The 19,645-nt window shown below is 58.9% G+C and carries 17 protein-coding genes and 1 tRNA gene; 7 read left to right on the forward strand and 11 right to left on the reverse strand.

Going from position 1 to position 19,645, the window contains the following annotated elements; translation table 11 throughout:
• Positions 1 to 2 precede the first annotated feature (2 nt).
• From DOU54_RS04030 to DOU54_RS04050, 5 genes are all read left to right on the forward strand, one after another.
• Positions 3 to 884 (forward strand): transglutaminase family protein, encoded by an 882-nt coding sequence (locus tag DOU54_RS04030; RefSeq protein ID WP_113730788.1) that lies wholly within the window; start codon positions 3 to 5, stop codon positions 882 to 884.
• A gap of 166 nt (positions 885 to 1,050) precedes the next feature.
• Entirely contained in the window at positions 1,051 to 2,289 is a 1,239-nt protein-coding gene (locus DOU54_RS04035; protein WP_022563317.1) for a vWA domain-containing protein, read from the forward strand.
• Between the two features lie 123 nt (positions 2,290 to 2,412).
• Positions 2,413 to 4,035, forward strand: coding sequence for an ABC-F family ATP-binding cassette domain-containing protein (locus tag DOU54_RS04040; RefSeq protein ID WP_113730790.1), 1,623 nt, complete (start codon positions 2,413 to 2,415; stop codon positions 4,033 to 4,035).
• Positions 4,036 to 4,095: 60 nt separating this feature from the next.
• On the forward strand, positions 4,096 to 5,088 hold the full coding sequence (locus DOU54_RS04045) for a 2-hydroxyacid dehydrogenase (RefSeq protein WP_113730792.1): 993 nt from the start codon (positions 4,096 to 4,098) through the stop codon (positions 5,086 to 5,088).
• Positions 5,089 to 5,215: 127 nt separating this feature from the next.
• Positions 5,216 to 6,364: an alpha-hydroxy acid oxidase gene (locus tag DOU54_RS04050; RefSeq protein WP_022563314.1), complete on the forward strand. Its 1,149-nt coding sequence runs from the start codon at positions 5,216 to 5,218 to the stop codon at positions 6,362 to 6,364.
• Between the two features lie 27 nt (positions 6,365 to 6,391).
• On the opposite strand, the gene DOU54_RS04055 is transcribed toward DOU54_RS04050, so the two are convergent.
• Positions 6,392 to 6,736: a hypothetical protein gene (locus tag DOU54_RS04055; RefSeq protein ID WP_006699943.1), complete on the reverse strand. Its 345-nt coding sequence runs from the start codon at positions 6,734 to 6,736 to the stop codon at positions 6,392 to 6,394.
• 176 nt (positions 6,737 to 6,912) lie between these two features.
• Here DOU54_RS04055 and DOU54_RS04060 point away from each other — a divergent pair, with 176 nt between their 5' ends.
• Complete coding sequence (locus DOU54_RS04060) at positions 6,913 to 7,854, forward strand: bifunctional helix-turn-helix transcriptional regulator/GNAT family N-acetyltransferase (protein WP_193603295.1); 942 nt, start codon at positions 6,913 to 6,915, stop codon at positions 7,852 to 7,854.
• A gap of 21 nt (positions 7,855 to 7,875) precedes the next feature.
• Here the strand turns inward: DOU54_RS04060 and DOU54_RS04065 are convergent, their stop codons facing one another.
• The 10 genes from DOU54_RS04065 to cpdR form a co-directional block, all read right to left on the reverse strand.
• Positions 7,876 to 9,378, reverse strand: coding sequence for an FGGY-family carbohydrate kinase (locus DOU54_RS04065; RefSeq protein WP_193603296.1), 1,503 nt, complete (start codon positions 9,376 to 9,378; stop codon positions 7,876 to 7,878).
• Positions 9,371 to 10,213 carry a class I fructose-bisphosphate aldolase gene (locus DOU54_RS04070; RefSeq protein ID WP_113730857.1) on the reverse strand — a complete coding sequence of 281 codons (843 nt, stop codon included), beginning with the start codon at positions 10,211 to 10,213 and terminating at the stop codon, positions 9,371 to 9,373. The genes DOU54_RS04065 and DOU54_RS04070 overlap by 8 nt, the downstream gene beginning before the upstream one ends.
• A 2-nt stretch (positions 10,214 to 10,215) precedes the next feature.
• The gene (locus DOU54_RS04075) at positions 10,216 to 11,940 is read right to left on the reverse strand and encodes a glycerol-3-phosphate dehydrogenase/oxidase (RefSeq protein ID WP_113730793.1); all 1,725 of its coding nucleotides are present in this window, start codon (positions 11,938 to 11,940) and stop codon (positions 10,216 to 10,218) included.
• 115 nt (positions 11,941 to 12,055) lie between these two features.
• Complete coding sequence (locus tag DOU54_RS04080; RefSeq protein WP_113730795.1) at positions 12,056 to 13,054, reverse strand: aldo/keto reductase; 999 nt, start codon at positions 13,052 to 13,054, stop codon at positions 12,056 to 12,058.
• Positions 13,051 to 14,025, reverse strand: coding sequence for a sugar-binding transcriptional regulator (locus DOU54_RS04085; RefSeq protein ID WP_169692138.1), 975 nt, complete (start codon positions 14,023 to 14,025; stop codon positions 13,051 to 13,053). The genes DOU54_RS04080 and DOU54_RS04085 overlap by 4 nt, the downstream gene beginning before the upstream one ends.
• A gap of 41 nt (positions 14,026 to 14,066) precedes the next feature.
• A complete protein-coding gene (locus DOU54_RS04090; protein WP_111813673.1) occupies positions 14,067 to 15,068 on the reverse strand; it encodes an ABC transporter permease in 1,002 nt (333 codons plus the stop codon).
• A gap of 12 nt (positions 15,069 to 15,080) precedes the next feature.
• Positions 15,081 to 16,601 carry a sugar ABC transporter ATP-binding protein gene (locus tag DOU54_RS04095; protein ID WP_113730797.1) on the reverse strand — a complete coding sequence of 507 codons (1,521 nt, stop codon included), beginning with the start codon at positions 16,599 to 16,601 and terminating at the stop codon, positions 15,081 to 15,083.
• Between the two features lie 70 nt (positions 16,602 to 16,671).
• A complete protein-coding gene (locus tag DOU54_RS04100; protein WP_113730799.1) occupies positions 16,672 to 17,685 on the reverse strand; it encodes a substrate-binding domain-containing protein in 1,014 nt (337 codons plus the stop codon).
• 283 nt (positions 17,686 to 17,968) lie between these two features.
• Positions 17,969 to 18,043 (reverse strand) — tRNA-Val (locus DOU54_RS04105).
• Positions 18,044 to 18,124: 81 nt separating this feature from the next.
• Positions 18,125 to 18,487 (reverse strand): cell cycle two-component system response regulator CpdR, encoded by a 363-nt coding sequence (gene cpdR, locus DOU54_RS04110; protein ID WP_003497910.1) that lies wholly within the window; start codon positions 18,485 to 18,487, stop codon positions 18,125 to 18,127.
• A 181-nt stretch (positions 18,488 to 18,668) separates the two neighbouring features.
• Here cpdR and DOU54_RS04115 point away from each other — a divergent pair, with 181 nt between their 5' ends.
• Positions 18,669 to 19,553 (forward strand): N-formylglutamate amidohydrolase, encoded by an 885-nt coding sequence (locus DOU54_RS04115; protein WP_113730800.1) that lies wholly within the window; start codon positions 18,669 to 18,671, stop codon positions 19,551 to 19,553.
• Positions 19,554 to 19,645 lie beyond the last annotated feature (92 nt).

Raw genomic sequence — 19,645 nt, forward strand, 5'->3', positions numbered from 1 at the left:
CTATGCTCTATGATCTTTCCCTGCATATGGGTTACACCTACGACACGCCGGCCCATGGCGCACGCCACATCATTCGCGTCCTGCCGCTCTCCATCCCGGGTCGACAGCGGCTTGTCGCCGGCTCCATCGACGTTTCGCCGACGCCGGAAGAACGGGCCGTCTTCGAGGATTTCTTTCATCTCTCGGCAACATCGGTGCATCTGCGCGCACCGCATGAAAAGCTCGATATTCGCATGCAGGCGCGGGTGATGGTGGAAGCCCCGGCATTGACGGCGGATTTTTCGCCCGAGCTTTCCCGCCTGCCGCAGGACCTCGCCGGCGTGTGGTCGCTCGATTTCCAGTCACCGCACCACTTTATCGGCTCTAGTCCAAGGATCGGAATGGACACGGCGATATCCGCCTATGCCCGGGAAGTGCTGAAGCCCGGAATGACCATTCGCGAAATTGCGCTCTCTCTGTGCAAACGGATCCATAAGGACTTCACCTATGACGGCGAGGCGACGACCGTTGATACGACACCCGCGGAGGCCTTCAAACTAAAGCGCGGCGTGTGCCAGGATTTTTCGCATATCATGATCATGGCCTTGCGCAGCCTCGGCATTCCCGCCGGTTATGTCAGCGGTTTCCTGCGTACCATTCCTCCGCCCGGCAAGGAACGGCTTGAAGGCGCCGATGCAATGCACGCCTGGGTGCGCATCTGGTGCGGCGAGGCTGCCGGTTATCTGGAGCTCGATCCCACCAACGACATCGTGGCGGGGAGCGACCATATCGTCGTCGGTTATGGCAGGGATTATTCCGATGTCGCCCCCGTTATCGGGGTATTGAAGAGCTACGGCAATCAGCAGATAAAACAGGCGGTCGACGTGATCCCCGTCCAGCAATGACACAACGTGTATTATTCCAGACCTTCGCGACGACAATTCTTGAAAATACTTTGAAAGCTGCGTCAATTTGACCACTGCGTAAAATTGAACCGATCACCTTAGCGGATTTTACATCGTTTGCGGGTTTCCTGCGCTCAGTCGAATATTCTAATCGGTGAGCCCCCCTATGACCGCCTCCGCACCTGACAAATTGAAGCGCCGTTTCCTGACCGATAAGAGCGGCAATTTCGGCATCATGACGGCAATCCTGCTGCCTGTCTTGCTCGGTTTTGCCGGTGCCGGCATGGAGTTGGCGAATGTGATGCAGGTGAAAGCGGACATGCAGAACACTGCGGATTCAGCCGCCCTTGCGGCGGCAACCGAGGCGCGGCTGAAAAAGGGCGATCTGACGGATGAGCAGATCAAGGAAATCGCCAAGGGGTTCATTGCGGCGCAGATGGAAAAAAGCCTGACCGAAGAAGAAAAAAAGAAACTGGAGGAGAATTCTCCAACCAGCATCACGACGACGGAAAATGCCCGCGGCAAGACCTACACGATCGAAACCACGATCAACCACCAGGTTCAGCTCAATCCGCTGCTCGGGTTCATTGGCGCAAAAACACTCGATCTTTCGGTAACCGGCACCGCAAAGAGCACCGTCAACAAGGGTGCTCCAATCTCCATGTATCTGGCACTTGATCGTTCCGGCTCGATGTCGTTCAAGACGGATACCGTCAATGCCGCAAAAAAGTCGTGCCCGAATTATACCGCCAGCAACTGGGGCAAGAGCGAAGCGCAGGTTACGTCCAGCCCCTGCTATGTCAACAAGGCCACGTCGCTCAAAACCGCGGTCGGATTTCTCGTCGCCACATTGAACAAGGCCGACCCGACTTACACTGCCAACGGCAGTTCGCAACTGGTGCGGACAGGTGCCTCGGTCTATACGCACGAGACCTATGCCGCCCAGCCCCTCAGCTGGGGCACGAGCAGTGTTGTCAGCTATGTGGACAAACAGATTCCGGAATTTCCCACCGGCGGCACGGATGCCCGCAGCAGCCTGAACGCCGCCTATAACGCACTCAAGAAAGCCAATCCCGACGAGGCGAAGGCACATAAAACGCAGGGGAACGAATCCTTCGAGCGCTATATTGTTCTGATGACCGATGGCGAAATGACGGGAAACAGCGCCTCGTGGAATTCCAGCATCGACCAGTCGGTGCGCACCACCTGCGAGACTGCCAAGAAAGATGGAATCAAGATTTTCAGCGTCGCCTTCATGGCGCCGGACAAGGGCAAGGCGCTGCTGCAATATTGCGCATCGAGCGCTGACAATTATTACGCCCCTGAAAACATGGAGCAGATCGTAACAGCCTTTGGCGAAATCGCCCGCAAGGCTGCAGGCAGCATAGCCACGCTCACCAACTGATCGGCTTCCGGCGCGCCGCGCCGGAGCGCCTTGTCCGCTGCATGGCTGACAGAACATGTGCGGCAGGTGACAGCGGCGGCGGCCCGTGGCATAGGAGGGCCGCTCCCATTCACAGGCCCTGTCATGATCCGCATCGAAAACATCAGCAAGTCGAACAGTCACCGCATTCTCTATATCGAGGCCTCCGCCGCGCTCAATCGCGGTGAGAAGATCGGCCTTGTCGGTCCGAACGGTGCCGGCAAGACCACGCTTTTCCGGATGATCACCGGCGAGGAGCAGCCGGACGAGGGTCAGGTCGTCGTCGAGAAGGGCATGACGGTCGGCTATTTCGATCAGGATGTCGGTGAAATGTCCGGCCGCTCGGCCGTGGCCGAGGTTATGGAGGGTGCAGGCCCGGTCAGCGAGGTCGCGGCGGAGCTTCGGGAACTGGAAGCCGCCATGTCCGATCCCGACCGGATGGACGAGATGGACGCCATCATCGAACGTTACGGCGAAGTGCAGGCGCGGTACGAAGAGCTTGATGGTTACGCGCTGGAAGGCCGTGCGCGTGAGGTGCTGGACGGGTTGAGCTTCAGCCAGGAGATGATGGATGGCGATGTTTCCAAGCTTTCCGGCGGCTGGAAGATGCGCGTCGCGCTTGCCCGCATCCTTTTGATGCGGCCGGACGTGATGCTGCTCGACGAACCCTCCAACCATCTCGATCTTGAAAGCCTGATCTGGCTTGAGGATTTCCTGAAGAATTATGACGGCGCGCTGCTGATGACCTCGCACGACCGGGAATTCATGAACCGCATCGTCAACAAGATCATCGAAATCGACGGCGGGAGTCTCACCACCTATTCCGGCGACTACGGCTTTTACGAACAGCAGCGCGCGCAGAATGAAAAGCAGCAGCAGGCACAGTTTGAACGCCAGCAGGCCATGCTCGCCAAGGAAATCAAGTTCATCGAACGTTTCAAGGCGCGCGCCTCGCATGCCGCGCAGGTGCAGAGCCGCGTGAAAAAACTCGACAAGATTGATCGCGTCGAGCCGCCACGCCGGCGCCAGACTGTTGCTTTCGAATTCGCGCCGGCGCCCCGCTCGGGTGAGGATGTCGTGGCGCTGAAGAAGGTGAACAAGGCCTATGGCAGCCGCACCATTTATGGCGATCTCGACTTCATGGTGCGGCGCAAGGAACGCTGGTGCATCATGGGCGTCAATGGTGCAGGAAAATCAACGCTGTTGAAGCTCGTGACCGGCACGGCGGAACCGGATTCCGGCAAGGTTACCCTCGGCGCCAGCGTCAAGCTCGGTTACTTCGCCCAGCACGCCATGGATGTTCTTGACGGTGACAGCACCATCCTGGAATGGCTGGAAGAGCGCTTTCCAAAGGCGGGGCAGGCGCCGTTGCGCGCCCTTGCCGGCTGTTTCGGTTTTTCCGGCGACGACGTGGAAAAACGTTGCCGCGTTCTTTCCGGCGGTGAAAAGGCCCGTCTCGTCATGGCTGCCATGCTGTTCGATCCGCCGAATTTCCTCGTGCTGGACGAGCCGACCAACCATCTCGATCTCGACACCAAGGAAATGCTGATCAAGGCCCTTTCGGATTATGAAGGCACGATGCTCTTCGTTTCGCATGACCGTCATTTCCTGGCCGCCCTTTCGAACCGGGTTCTGGAACTGACGCCCGATGGTATCCATCAATATGGTGGCGGGTACACCGAATATGTCGAAAGCACCGGACAGGAAGCCCCGGGCCTTCACGGCTGAGCCATCTGCCGAACGCACCGCCCTGTGACGGCAGCTTTCTTTTGGAGACTGGAGACGCAGATGCGGATCGTGGTTTACAGCGCCAAGCCCTATGACCGGCAGTTCCTTGACGCTGCCGCCCACCCTGGCGTGAAGATGCAATATTGCGAAGCGCGCCTGTCTGCCGAAACGGTGGCGTTGGCGGAGGGAGCGATGGCGATCTGTGCCTTCGTCAATGACGACCTGTCCGGACCGGTGCTCGAGAAACTTGCGGCAATGGGCGTGCGACTTGTCGCCCTGCGATGCGCCGGGTTCAATCAGGTGGACCTTCAGGCCGCCGAAAAGCTCGGCCTCACCATTGCGCGCGTGCCGGCCTATTCGCCCTATGCGGTGGCGGAACACACCATGGCGCTCATCCTGTCGCTCAACCGCAAGATTCACCGCGCCTATAATCGCGTTCGCGAGGGAAATTTCGCACTTGACGGGCTGCTTGGCTTCGATCTCCACGGGAAGACGGTTGGTGTTGTAGGCACGGGAAAGATCGGAGCGATCTTCACGCGTATCGCGGCCGGCTTCGGCTGCCGTCTGCTCGGCCACGATATCCGGCAGAATCCGGATTGCGTGGCGCTGGGCATGACCTATGTCACGCGGGAGGAGCTGTTCCGCGCGTCGGACATACTCACACTGATGTGCCCGCTGACACCGGAGACCCGCCATCTCATTCGTAGCGAAACGCTGCCGCTGCTGAAAAAGGGCGTAATGCTCATCAATACCAGCCGCGGCGCCATCATCGACACGCAGGCCGCGATTGCCGGATTGAAAGACGGCACCATCGGTTCCCTCGGCATTGACGTCTACGAGGAGGAAGCCGATCTCTTTTTCGAGGATCTGTCCAATGACGTGTTGCGCGATGACGTTTTCGCGCGGTTGTTGACCTTTCCCAATGTTCTGGTGACCGGTCACCAGGGTTTCTTCACACAGGAAGCACTCACAAACATTGCGGACACGACAGTCGCCAACATTACGAGCTTTCTTGATACCGGCAAGGCGCTGCATGCCGTCTCGAGGACCTAGGTCGCCGGGATCGCTAACCACCTGAGAACTGCAAAATTCGCCCCGGACGCAATTGCCCGCCCCTGAGACCCGGTATAGGTTCACTCGATCTTTTTCGAGCTTTCAAACCTGACCGGTCGGGCAACAGATGCAACTCAAAGACTGCTATAATTTCCACGATTTTCGCCGCATGGCCAAACAGCGTCTTCCCGGACCGATCTTCAACTACATCGACGGCGCTGCCGATGACGAGGTGACGTATCGACGAAACACGGCCGCCTTCGAAAAATGCGATCTGGTTCCGGACGTGCTGCGCGGCGTTGCCGATGTGGATATGTCTGTCACCGTCATGGGGCAGAAGCTGTCAATGCCGGTCTATTGTTCCCCGACGGCACTTCAGCGCCTCTTTCACCATCAGGGAGAACGGGCGGTTGCTGCGGCGGCCGGCAAATTCGGCACGATGTTCGGCGTGTCCTCGCTCGGCACCACAAGTCTGGAGGAAGCGCGCCGCATCAGCGGCGGGCCGCAGGTCTATCAGTTTTATTTCCACAAGGACCGTGGCCTCAACCGCGATATGATGGCGCGCGCAAAAAGCGCCGGTGTGGAAACCATGATGCTGACGGTGGACAGCATCACCGGCGGAAACCGCGAGCGCGACAAGCGCACCGGCTTTGCCATTCCCTTCAAGCTCAATCTTTCCGGCATTGCGCAATTTGCCATGAAGCCGGCATGGGGCATCAATTATCTGACCCATGAGCGCTTCAGCCTGCCGCAACTCGACGATCACATCAAGATGGACGGTGGAGCGCTCTCCATCAGCCGCTATTTCACCGAAATGCTCGATCCTTCCATGAATTGGGAGGACGTGGAGCAGATGGTGCGCGAATGGGGCGGACCTTTTTGCCTGAAAGGCATCATGTCGGTGGACGACGCCCGGCGTGCCGTCGAGATCGGCTGCAGCGGCATCGTGCTCTCCAATCATGGCGGCCGCCAGCTTGATGGTTCCCGCAGCGCTTTCGACCAGCTGGCCGAGATCGTCGATGCGGTCGGTGACCGGATTGACGTGATGATGGATGGCGGCATTCAGCGTGGCACCCATGTACTAAAAGCCCTGTCTCTGGGGGCAAAAGCCGTGGGGCTTGGCCGCTATTATCTTTTCCCGCTTGCCGCTGCAGGCCAGGCGGGGGTCGAGAGGGCCTTGGAAACAATGCGTATCGAAATCGAGCGCGGCATGAAGCTGATGGGCTGCACAACTGTCGAGCAACTGACCCGCCGCAACCTCCGGTTCCGGGACTAGGGAAGCGTTCCACGATCTCAGGGCAGGTCAAAGCCTGCCACTGCCACCGCAGACCATTTCAGCCGCGTTTCGTTGATGTTCCTGAAGCGCCAGACCGATGTTCCAAGTGAGCGCCAGGGATACCAGCACGCAAATGCCACCGGAAATTAGCGAACGATGGCGCCTGGCGCCAGACAAAAACAACCAGCCGATGACGGCATAGGCCAAAAACGCCGGCACGGCAGCGACAAGAACCGATAGGGGGCCGTCGCAATCGATAGCCTCGATACCGACGGCGCGATATTCATTTGGCGTTCCCACAAGCCCGAGGGCGGCGACGGGGAACATCGCAACCAAAACGGCATAACGGAAAAAGCGGGGCGTATCGGGCATATCTGCTCCCTGACCGGATTATTGACCTCCCTGGTGCGGCAGAGAGGCGCTTTATCGGTGCATGGAAGGAGGATCGCCAATATTTGCCAAGAAAGCCAGTCCTTATGCCGAGATGGCCTTGGCAGACCGTTCCGCATGTGTATATGGTTGCATCATGCAACCATATTGGATTAACCATGCCTGAACAGCCCTTTCCCATACACGATATCCGCTCCATCTCGCGGCGGCTTGTTCGCGAACTCGGCTTTATGGGAGGAGATTTTGCCGGCACTGATCTGCCGCCCTCCGCCGTGCACGCGCTGATCGAGATCGAGGCGTGCCCCGGCATCACAGCTCGGGATCTGGCAAAGTTGCTCAGGCTGGAGAAATCGAGCGTCAGCCGAATGCTTCGCAAACTCGTCCTTTCAGGAGACCTCCTGGAGGAGACGGATATCGACGATAGCCGAATCAAACGGCTCCGCCTGACCAAACCCGGGCACAATAGGGTGGGAACCATTCACGCCTTCGCAAATCGGCAGGTATCGAGTGCCTTAACACGGATCGGCCCGGCGCAAGCTCTCACGGTTCTGGAAGGGCTACGCCTTTATGCCGATGCGCTGGGAGACAGGGGCGATGTCACGGCTCCGGCCGTCGAGGTCATCGAAGGCTACAGGCCGGGGCTCATCGCTCGCATCACGCAGATGCATGCGCTTTATTACGCCCGGACATCCGGCTTCGGCCAGCGTTTCGAATCCGTTGTAGCAGAGGGCCTCGCGGCTTTTTTCAACCGGCTGGACAGCCCGAAGAACGCGATCTGGGTTGCAATGCGCAGCCAGCAAATCATCGGCTCCGTCGCGATCGACGGTGAAGATCTCGGAGCGAATATTGCGCATCTGCGCTGGTTTATTGTCGACGACGGTGTGCGTGGCAGCGTTGTCGGACGCAGACTGCTCGAAACAGCACTGGCCTTTGTCGACAAAAATGGCTTCGCCGCAACCCATCTCTGGACATTCAACGGTCTCTCGACCGCACGCCACCTTTACGAGACCCATGGTTTTACATGCGTCGAGGAATATCCGGGCAGCCAATGGGGAAGCGAGGTCTTGGAGCAACGCTTCGTCCGGCGGCGGCCCGGTTGATCGTCTGGACGTGGTGCACTTTCAGGTTCGCGCCAGCCGCAAGGCGCTCCAGAAGCCACGCAACTGCGCGGTCAACTCCGCATAAAGACCATAACGCCGCGCATAATGCGAGACTTGCGCAGCATCCGGCTGGTAGGCATTCGCAACCCGTGTCATCGCCGAAACCGCCTCCTCATAATCGGGATAAAGTCCAATCGCCACGGCCGCACCAATGGCAGCACCGAGCGCGCCTGTCTCGCGGGCCTCCGCGACACGTAGCGGAATTTCCAGGACATCAGCCATGATCTGCGGCCAATGCTGGCTGCGGGAACCGCCGCCAGACATCACGGCGCTTTCCACCGGCAAGCCCGCTTCGCGCAAGACGCCGATGTGGCGGCGATGCTCAAAACACACACCCTCGAACAGGGCGCGTAACATGTGACCTTCGCCGTGCCATCCCGCGAGGCCGTAAAAGCCGCCGCGAAATTCCGCACCCAGCCGCGAGCCGAAAATGAACGGATGAAAGAACGGATCGTCGGCGCGCGGGGTAACGGAGCCGACCAATTCGTTGCAGCGCTCGAAGGCTTGGTCGCCGTGGTCACCGCGAACACGATGCACGTACCATTCGAGATTGGCGGCGGAGGTGGCGCTGGATTCGATATTGACATAGCGGTTGCGGCCAAAGGTCGTAACCATGAAGACATCGGGACTGATGACCGGCCTGTCTGCGAAAACCTGGTTGATGCTCCAGGTGCCGGCAATGATCGAAGCTTCCCCGGCATTGATGACGCCCGACCCCATGGCGCTGGAGACCACATCGAAGAAACCGCCGATGACGGGTGTGCCTTCGGATAGCCCCGTCATAGCCGCAGCCTCGCCCGTCACCCGGCCGACGATGTCGGCCGATTCCACGCGATGGGGGAAAAACGCGAACGCGTCCTCGATATCGTAAAGAGACAGAAGCTCGCGGTCGAGCCGCGCTTCCGGCAAAGCCAAAAGTCCCGCGCCGCTGAGATCGGAAATATCATTGGCAAGGCGGCCCGTCAGGCGGAAATTGACGAAATCCTTGCAGAACAACACCGTGCCGGTCCGGGCGTAGAGATCGGGTACATGTCGCTTCACCCAGGCCAAAAGGCTCGGGGTTTGCGCAGGCCATGGCCGCTGCAGACAGCGGGCCTGCAATTGCGCTCCGCTTTTCCCGTCAAGCTCGGCCGCCACATCGGCGGCGCGGCTGTCGAGCGACTGGATGCCGATCAGGGGCTGTTGTTTCTTGTCTAGAAGATAAAGACCATTGCCATGGCCGGCGCAGCCTACCGCGAGGATGCTGCGAGGATCGACAGCCGCTTTTACCAGAAGCTGCCGGATCGCCTCGCAACCGTTGCGCCACAATTCCTCGAGATCGCGCTCGACATAGCCGGGCTGCGGGAATGTCGACTGTCCGTCGATCGCGTGTTGCGCAACCTGTCGGCCCGCCGTGTCGAACAGCACAGCCTTGATGACCGTGTTGCCGACATCCAGACCCAATATGTGATTTTTGTCAGCCACGATTATAGATATCCCATGCTTCCTCACCACCCGCACCCTGATGGATGATGGCCATCAACGCCGCAACAACGGCCTTGGGATTGTCGTGCTGGTAAATATTGCGCCCGTAAACCATGCCGTTTGCACCTTCGGCCACCAGAGCCGCCGATTTCGCCAATACATTGCGCAAGTCCTCACGCCCCCCGCCCCGCACCAGCACCGGGCACCGCGCCGCCTCGATCACCCTGTGAAAGTCCTGCGGGTTACTGGTCGGATCGGCCTTGATGATATCGGCTCCCATTTCCGAGGCAAGACGAACCAGCGTAACGATCTTTTCGGCATCGCCATCCACTTGATAACCGCCGCGCACATCATTCGGCAGCATGACCAAAGGTTCGATCATCAGCGGCATGCCGAAACGATGGCAATCGGCGCGCACGCGGCTGATGTTTTCAACACATTGACGAAAGAGCTCGGGTTCGTCCGGCAGCATGAACAGGTTCACGACGACGCAGGCGGCATCCATTTCCAGCGCGCCGATGATCGGGTCATGATAATTCTGAAGCTGCGACCACATGGTCCTGTGGCGTGTTGAGTTATAGGGGTTGCCCATGTCGATGCGCATGACGAGCGCCGGCTTGTCGCGCTCCGGCCGCTGCTGCAGCAGGTCTGCCTGGCCGTAGGCCATCTGGATGGCGTCGGGGCGAGCCTCTACCAGCCTGTCCACGGTCTGCGACATATCCTCCAGCCCGACGAGGAAGCTCGGCTCGTTACAAACCCCGTGATCGATGGCCACATCCAGACAGCCGCCATTGCTGAACAGCCTGTTCATGCGCGCCTTCTTCGAAATCCGCATCATCATGCATTCTCCTTGCATCTGTGTTGAAGCATTGCCGGCGTGACCCCGTAAAAGGTCTCCAGCTCGTGAATGAGCCGCTGACGTTCCGCTGACGCCTGATTTGGCAGCCAGCCCAACTCGCGCGCTGCAACGGCGAGCATCGCGTCGATCAGATCGGCATCGATGACGCCGGTGATGGCGAGCGTCGTGCGACGCAGGACGAGATCGGTCAGGTGCCGCACCTGTTCGCAACGGATGAGCCAGACCACTTCCGCTGCCGTGATCGGCGATTTTTCTGAAAGCCGCACGTCATCCGAACGATCCCGGCAAAAACCCATCAGCTCAAACGCGCGGGAGCCGTAAGCCAGGGCCAGATGCTCCGCCCGGTCTGCGGCAATGGAAAACTCCTCCGACAACAAGGCAGGCAGGCCGCCTGCACCGGCCGGAAAATTCCTGCCGCCGCCGATTGCGCGGTCCATGGTGCCGGTCAGCCGCTTTCGTCCAAGAAAGGCCAGAACCTCGTCGGTCACCTGTTCGCCAAAAGCTCTGAAAGTGGTCCACTTGCCGCCGATCATGCAGAGCTGCGGCGGATCACTCGCAACGCGGTGGATGAAATGGCTGCGGGATATTTTCCCGGTGAAGGCGGCATCGCTTCGCGGCAGCGGGCGTATACCGCTGAAACTGAAGACGATGTCGGAGCGATCGACGGCAATCTGCGGAAAGACCTGCCGGATCGCGTCCAGAATGTAGTCCCGTTCCTCGGGCTCGCAGCGCACCCGCGCGGGCCGATCCACCTTGATATCGGTCGATCCCGCAAGAACCCGGTCGAGATAAGGGAAGAGGATGCAGACCCGGTTGTCCGTGTTTTCAAAGAAAATCATGTGGCCGTTCAGCGCCTTGAGCAGTTCCTCATTGGCAAGGATCAGATGCGATCCCTTGGTGCCTGAAACGGCGGGTTTTGCCCTGTCCGACGCCGGGCCATCGGCCAATACGCCGATCGTCTCGTCGATCCAGGCTCCCGTTGCATTGATGATGATCCGGGGCCGTATCGGCAGGATTTCGTCCGCTTCCTCCGTCCGCAGACCATATCCATCACCCACACGGACGAGTTCGGCATAGTTCAGTGCAACGCTTTGCGGCGCATCCGACTGGCTGTCGATCAGAAGCTCCAGAGCAAGCCGTTCGGGCTGGCTTATCCAAGCATCGTAATAGGTGGCGGAATATCTGATCTCCGGTGTCAGATCCGGCCAATGCTGCAAAGTATCGGCCGCGCCGCGAAAGACGTGACGGGGCAAGATGCGGTTTTTGCGAGTGACGAAATCATAGAGCATCAGACCCGCCTTGATGGCGAGCGCGCCCCGGCTTGCGGGTTTCCCACCGGAGCCGGCAAAGGTTGCTGCCGCATTGAACAGGCCGCTGAAAGTCGAAAAAATCGGGATCGTGGTCGGCAGCGGCCGAACCATATGCGGTGCGAGCCTCAGAAGTGCATCGCGCTCCCGCAGGGATTCCGCCACCAGGCCGAATTCGCCGTTTTCCAGATAACGCAGGCCGCCATGGATCATCCGCGAGGGAGCAGCGCTGCAGCCCGAGGAGAAATCGCTGCGCTCGACCAGAAGAACTCTCAGCCCCTGCAGGGCAAGATCACGATAGGCGGCGATGCCATTGATACCGCCGCCGATGACCACGGCGTCGAAATCACCGTCTTGCCGGATGCGACGGAGAGCGTCCTCGCGAAAACTGGGCATAGGAATACCGTTCGCTGGCGATGACCAGCGTCCCAATGTTGTTGACCGTTAAGCGACGTGAGAAAGGGAACGAAATTATGCGATGTGCGCCTGAAACCCCGTTCCAGCTACATAATCAGGTATTGAGACCCACGAGATGCTCCGCGATACCAGTGCTGATGAGCGCCAACTCACTCTCTGTGAGGCGAAGACGCGCCGCGGCGGCGTTTTCAACCGCCTGAGCCGGATCGCGTGCGCCACACAGCGAGAATGTTATACCCGGCTGGGCAATCGTCCAGGCAATCACCACCTGTGCCACTGAGGCGGAATGGGCGGCCGCCACCGGTTTCAGCACGCCGATCAAACGCGCGATCTTTTCACGGTTGGCCTGGCTGAAGCGCGGATTGCCGTGGCGCTGGTCATCTTCCGCAAAAACCCGCTCCGGCCCGACCTTGCCCGAGAGGAGACCGAGCGCCAGCGACGAATAGCTGAGAACCGAGACGGCATTCTCCCGGCAAACGGGCAGGAGCGTCGTCTCGATATCGCGCTTTACCATGGAATATTCTTCCTGAATGGCATCCAGCGCCCCGGTGGCGATATAGGCTTCCAGATCGGCCTGCGAAACGTTGCTTGCCCCGATGGAACGAATCTTCCCCTCTTCCTTCAGCCGCACCAAAGCCCCGACTGTCTCGGCAATCGGCGTCGTGGCATCCTGCCAATGGGTGATGTAGTGGTCGATATAATCTGTCCCAAGCCGTTTCAGGCTCTCTTCGACCTCGTACCGGATGGATGCGGCGCCGAGATAACGATGAACCGGCTTGCCATCCTGATGGAAGAAATAAGCGCCCTCATTCACATGCCACACAAGCCCGCATTTGGTGACCAGCACCACCTTGTCACGTCTGCCGGCAATTGCCTTGCCGACGATTGTTTCGGCAAGCCCCATGCCATAGGCTGGCGCAGTATCGATGAGGGAAATCCCCGCATCGATGGAGGCCTGGATGGCTGCTATGGACTGCCGCTCGTCGGTGCCGCCCCACATCCAGCCACCGATGGCCCAGGTTCCAAGCCCCACGGCAGATGCGTTGATACCGCTTTTGCCTATCGTCCGGGTCAATATTGCGTTGTCCGTCACGAGGTCTCCCCTCCTTCATGATTCAATAAGTAGCCGGCTATCGCTTCATCCACGACCAGCGAGGTCAGATAGTGGCCGGCAAGCGTGGCCGCCACCGGGCCGGCCTTGATGGCGCCTGCTGCGACACCGATGATGTTTGGGCACCGGGCAAGTTGCCCGGGGTCCAGCGCCACGACGCGCGAGTTGAGATCGATCCGGGCAAGCTGCCCGTCCGCCATGGTGAGGTGGGCGAGGAACTCGCCGGCAATGCCGGCATCCACCAGCGCCTGTCCGCCACGGGCGGCATCCGGCAGAAGATCGTAATAGCCAGAGCCTGGCGCCTCCACCGAACCAATGCCGACCAGCGCCACCTGCGCCTGACGCGCCAGATCGAAAACCTCACGGATCGATGCAACATTCATGAGGAGATCGCGCTGTTCCTCGTCTTCGGCGAATAACGGTGCGTGCAGCAGCGAGGCGCTGCCGCCAAGTTTTTCCGCCAGTTGCGTGGCGAGATGATTGACATCGGTGTAATGCTTGCCCTGCACCCCGCCGGTGAGCGGCACTACCCGCACATCGAAACGGCGCTCCGCCTGCAGATTGTCGACAACCGCACTCACCGCCTTGCCGCCCGTAATCGCGATCACATCGCCGTCGCGGATCGTTTCCAGCAAATGGTTTGCGGCCACCCGCCCGACCATTTGCAAGGCTGTTTCCGGATTATCCGATACCGTTGGCGTAACGACGGATTGTCTAAGGCCAAACCGGCGGGTGACCTCGTTTTCAAGGTCCACAAGCCGCTGATAAGGACTGGAGATGCTGATCTTCACCATGCCCGCCTTGCGGCCGGCCGCGATCATGCGGTTCACCTTGGTGTGGGAAAGGTTGAGCCGCTCGGCGATTTCGGACTGTTTCACCCCTTCGATGAAATGCAGCACCAGGACGGAATACATCTGCCTCTGTTGATCGAAATCGTCCTTGATATCCAGCATGATCGTCTTTCTCCAGTTACCTTCGGGCGAGCGGACGGCGCTCAACGGCGGCGCCTGACCAGATAGTGGTCGAACAGTACCGCAGCCAGCAAGATGCTGCCCCTGATGATGTCCTGCCAGTAGACAGACACATTGAGCAAGGCAAGCGAACTGGAAACCACCGAGAGAAGGATGGCTCCCAGGATCGCGCCAAGAATCGTACCCGAACCGCCCGAAAGGCTGGCGCCGCCGATGACCGCGGCCGCAATGACGTTGAGTTCCATGCCGATGCCGAAGCTTGGCTGGGCAGAACCGAAGCGCGCCATGTAGATAACACCTGCAACACCGCAAAGCATCGAACAAAGCGTTGTGGTGGCGAAGACCACGCGGCCGACACGGATACCGGAATAGGCCGCGGCCTTGGGATTGCTGCCGGTGTAAAAAACCTTGCGGAAAGCAGTCGTGCGCCGCAGCAGCAGATCGAAAGAAACGACCACCACCATAAATATGATCAGCACCAGCGGAATGCCGCCAATCACACCCTGACCGATGAACTTGAATTCCGGCGGCAGGGAGTAGAGCCCGAGCGGCCGCCCGCCGGTCGCCAGCAGGCAAACACCGCGCGCAATGACCATGACGCCCAGCGACACGATGAAATGATGCAGACCGATGACCGTGGTCAGAAATCCCATGACCATGCCGACCAATGTCGTCAGGCAGATTGCCAACCCCGCCGCCACCCAGGGGTCGACGCCGTTGAGGAAAAGCCAGCCGGCTGCCACCATCGCGAGCGCCGTAACGGATCCCACCGAAAGATCGATGCCACCAGAGATCAGAAGAATCGTCATGCCCACCACGACGATGCTTTCGATAGCGAAGACCATGGCCATGGCCCGCAGATTGTCCACGGTCAGGAAGTACGGCGAGATGAAGGACATCACGGCAAAAAGCGCGAGAATGATTACGATCAGCCCGGTTTCCCGCGCCTTGAGCGCCGGCTCCCACCACGCTGTCCGGCGAGCCGCCGTCCCGGCAAGGCTTGAAGGTGTTTCCGATGTTGCCATTTTCCCGCTCCCTCAGGCTTCCGCCGCATTCTGCACAGTATTGATCGACGCGAGCTGCATGATCTTCTCCTCCGTCATGTCGTCCCCCTCGACCTCGCCGGTGATGCGCCCCTCGCGCACGACAAGCACACGATCGCTGACGCCGATGAGTTCCGGCAGTTCGGAGGAGATGACGACCACGCCAACCCCCTCACGCGCCAGTTCCCGGATCTGGCGGTGGATTTCCGCCTTGGCACCCACATCCACCCCCCGTGTCGGCTCATCCAGAAAGATGACCTTCGGTTCAACCGACAGCATCTTCGCCAGCGCCACCTTCTGCTGGTTGCCGCCGCTCAGGGTCGAGACGGAATCACCGACGCTGTTCGCCCGCAGTTTCAGCCGGCGCCCCAGCTCATCTGCGCGCTTCATCTCTTTGCGCCGTTCGATGAAACCCATGCCATTCGATATCCTTCCTATGTCGAGCGCGGAGACATTGGCGGCGATGGACATGTTCAGGAACAGCCCGTCCCCCTTGCGGTCCTCGGAAAGATAAACGATCCCTTCCCGGATGCTGTCACGATAGTCTTTCAGACCAAGCCGCCGGCCACGTAACATAACCTCGCCTGTCGGCTTGCCCTCCAGCCGGCAGACCGCCCGCACGATCTCGCTTCTTCCCGCACCGATCAGTCCAGCCAACCCCAGGATTTCACCCCGACGCAGATCGAAACCGACATCGAAAACGCGCTTTCCTTCATTCAGACCCCGAACAGAGAGAATGACGTCGTCAGACTTCTCATCATCCGAGAGCTTCGGCGGGTAGAGCTTGTCGAGTAACCGTCCCACCATGCTGTTAACGACTTCCTCAGGGGAGATATCAGCAATATTCTCCGTCCTGATATGGCAACCGTCGCGCATGACGGTGATGCGGTCGCAATGTTCGAAAATCTCCGCCATGCGATGCGAAATATAGATGATGGCAATGCCGCGGTCGGCCAGCCGGTGCATGATCCGGAAAAGTGTCTGGGCTTCGGTCTCTGTCAACGCTGCCGTTGGCTCATCGAGGATCAGAATGCGGCAATCCAGCGTCAACGCCTTGGCAATCTCAACGATCTGCTGCTGCGAAATCGAAAGGCCGCCCGCGCGGCTGGCGGGATCGATGTCGCCGATCTCCCGCAGCACCGCTGCCGCCCGCTTTTCCAGGTCGCGGTAATTCATGAACCAGGAACGGCTTCGACCGGTCTCTGACATAAACATGTTTTCGGCAACCGAAATATCAGGGCAAAGAGCGATCTCCTGATGCACGAAACCGATGCCGAGCCGGTTCGCCACATTAGGCGAGGATATCTTGACCGGCTTGCCATCCAGCAGGATCTCCCCTCCATCGGGCTGCAGAATGCCGTCAATGATATGCATCAGCGTCGACTTTCCGGCACCGTTTTCCCCGGCCAGCGCGTGGATTTCGCCGCGCCGCAGGTCAAGTGCAGCACTCCGCAACGCCTTCACGGGCCCGAATGCCTTATGAATATTCGTCATGCTGAGGATGGCCTCACCCATAACGCCCTCCCGAACCGGCTTTCCCACATGGCCGGCGAGGCGTAAACCTCGCCGGGTCCAGATCGACGCCTCAGCGCCCCTTCATATATTCGTTGAGATCGAAGGAGGCGGCATTGGCCTTGGTGATGACGGCAAAACCATTGTCCATCGAAGGCACCTGCATCGGGTTGAAGCCGGAGACCTTGTAGTCGTTGAACGGGTCGATCAGGTCCGAATGAGCACCGAGAAACGTGTTCATGAAACCCATGAAGCCCTGAACCCCCTGATTGGGATTGATGGCCATATAGATATTACCCTGCTTGATGTGTTCCAGCGTTGCCGGCGTGATATCCGCATGCAGGATCAGGACCTTCTTTTTTGCCTCGAGAACGGCGGTCGTCGCACCTTCAGCCGAACCGGCCTCAGGGATCCACAATGCACCTAGATTGGGATTGGCCTGCAGTAGTGCGGCGGTTGCCTGATAAGCGACGTTTGCATCCTGGTTGGTCGCTTGCCGGCCAACGAGCTTCATCTGCGGATAAGTCCGCCCCATATAGTCTATGAGGGCGGTAACGCGCAGATCATGGTTGCTTTGGCCCGGATTTTCCAGAACGGCATATTCGCCTTTTTCGCCGAGCTTCTTGACGATTTCGTCAGCCGCAAACTTCGCCTCTGCGACATTGTCCGAGGTAATATAGGCGGTGCGCTTCGACTTCGGAGAATCGGCGGCAAAAGTGGTGACGGATACACCTGAGGCGATCGCCTTGTTGATCGGCTCGATGAAAGGATCGGCCTGCATCGGGTGCAGGAGAACGCCTTTCGGCTTCTTCACCAGCTCCTGCTCGAAGGACGCGATCTGCTTTGTGATGTCATATTCCGGCGTGCCGGTGAAAACAGCTTCGCAGCCGAGCGCCTTGGCGGCCTGCTTGAACCCTTCAAATACCGGAACCCAATAGGGATGGCTGGAAACCATGACATTCATCACATAGGTTTCGCCGGGTTCACAGGCAAACTTGCCTGCGGCGGCGGCCGGCGAGCCGGCGCCAGCCGCAAGCGCCACGGCCAATATACCCGCAGCGACGGTCGATTTCAGAAAAGCCAACATATTCCCCTCCCAAGGATAATGACTTGTCGCGCAATAAATTTTAGTCTCTGTAATTTATTGCGTGCTGATGGGATAGCTGGAAAAACCGGATACGTCAACAGCATTGAATTTTATTTTTTAATGCGAAATTTATTGCAAACATACCCCGCCCGCAGTGATATGAAGCTCGTGCGCAGGCGAAAGCCAGCAGCGACAGAAATCGCTTCCGAGGAAAAAGGGCTGGGCTGAAGGAGAAACGAAAAAAGGGTTCCTGACTGCTCAGAAACCCCTTTATGAATTCGGATGGTGGGCGTGACAGGGATTGAACCTGTGACCCCTACGATGTCAACGTAGTGCTCTCCCGCTGAGCTACACGCCCTCCGTGGCGGCGGATAGACCACAAAACCGGTTCATGCGTCAACTGCTTTTTTTCGGTTTTGTGAAGGTTTTTTGAGAGGCCTTACGCCACAAGGAGTTTGTTGACCTCATCCACCAGATCGCGCAGATGGAACGGCTTGGAAAGCACCTTGGCGTCCTTCGGAGCCTTCGAATCGGCATTCAGCGCAACCGCTGCAAAGCCGGTGATGAACATGACTTTCAGGTCCGGGTCGAGTTCGGTCGCGCGTCGTGCAAGCTCGATACCGTCCATTTCGGGCATGACGATATCGGTGAGCAGAAGGGAAAAGGGCTCCTCGCGCAGCCGGTCGTAAGCGCTTGCGCCATTGTCGAAGGAAGAAACCTTGTAACCGGCTTTTTCCAGCGCCTTGACGAGGAAGCGGCGCATATCGTTATCGTCTTCAGCGAGAAGAATTTTCTGATTCATGGTTAAGTGACCGTAACTGCTCAATGTTTGGAATACCCTAGCCCGATTATAGGATTTTCACGGTAAATATCCTGTGAACACGTGAATCGGTATAGCGCTACTTGGGCGACAGTATGGACTTGCCGCACCGTAACTGGCAACATGAACCTCCTGATAGTTTGCGACATGGTAAATGGCCTGAATGGACTGGGTAACAGGTGAATATGAGCTGTTCGAAGTAACGGAACCTGCCGTTCAAACCCTGCCATTCGTCTATAATTCCCCCCATAGCGGCCGCTGCTATCCCATCTCCTTCCTAGAATCGGCGCGGCTCGATTCGCATGACATCCGTCGCTCCGAGGACCACTTCGTCGACGAGCTTTTCGGCGCCGCCCCAGAGATTGGCGCGCCGCTGTTGAAAGCGAATTTTCCGCGCGCCTATCTCGACGTCAATCGAGAGCCCTATGAGCTCGATCCCCGCATGTTCGAGGGCACCTTGCCGCCCTACGCCAATATCGGCTCCATGCGGGTTGCAGGCGGCCTTGGCACCGTGCCGCGTATCGTTGCGGAAAACATGGATATTTATGCCCATCGCCTGCCGGTGGATGAAGCCCTCTCCCGTATCGAGACCGTATACAAACCCTACCACGCCTGTCTGCGTCGCCTGCTGTCCCGCACGCACGCACATTTTGGCATGGCGGTGCTGATCGATTGCCATTCGATGCCCGGCAACATCCGGGTCACCGGGTCAAACCTCAGACCTGATGTTATTATCGGCGACCGCTACGGCACCAGCGCCTCCCAGGAAGTCTCGCGTGCGGCCCTGCATTTCCTCGAAGAACTTGGCTTCGTCGCCGTCTGCAACAAGCCCTATGCCGGCGGCTTCATTACCGAACATTACGGCCGTCCCATACGCTCGCTTCACGCGCTGCAGATAGAGGTCAACCGGTCGCTTTATGTCGATGAAAAAACGCTTTTGAAGAAAGGCGATTTCCCCGCCATTCAGGCTTCGCTGGAAATATTCATGCGCCAGCTCGGGGCTTTCGTGTCGGAATATGCGATCGAAACTTCGCTCGCCGCCGAATAGCACAGCCAAGCTTCTCAATTAAATCGTTCGCCCCTTGCCTGGCTGTGCGCCGGGCAAAAAAAACCGCGCCTTGGCGCGGTCAAGTCTAGGGA

The organism is Agrobacterium sp. MS2 (assembly GCF_003261015.1).
Taxonomy (GTDB): domain Bacteria; phylum Pseudomonadota; class Alphaproteobacteria; order Rhizobiales; family Rhizobiaceae; genus Agrobacterium; species Agrobacterium pusense.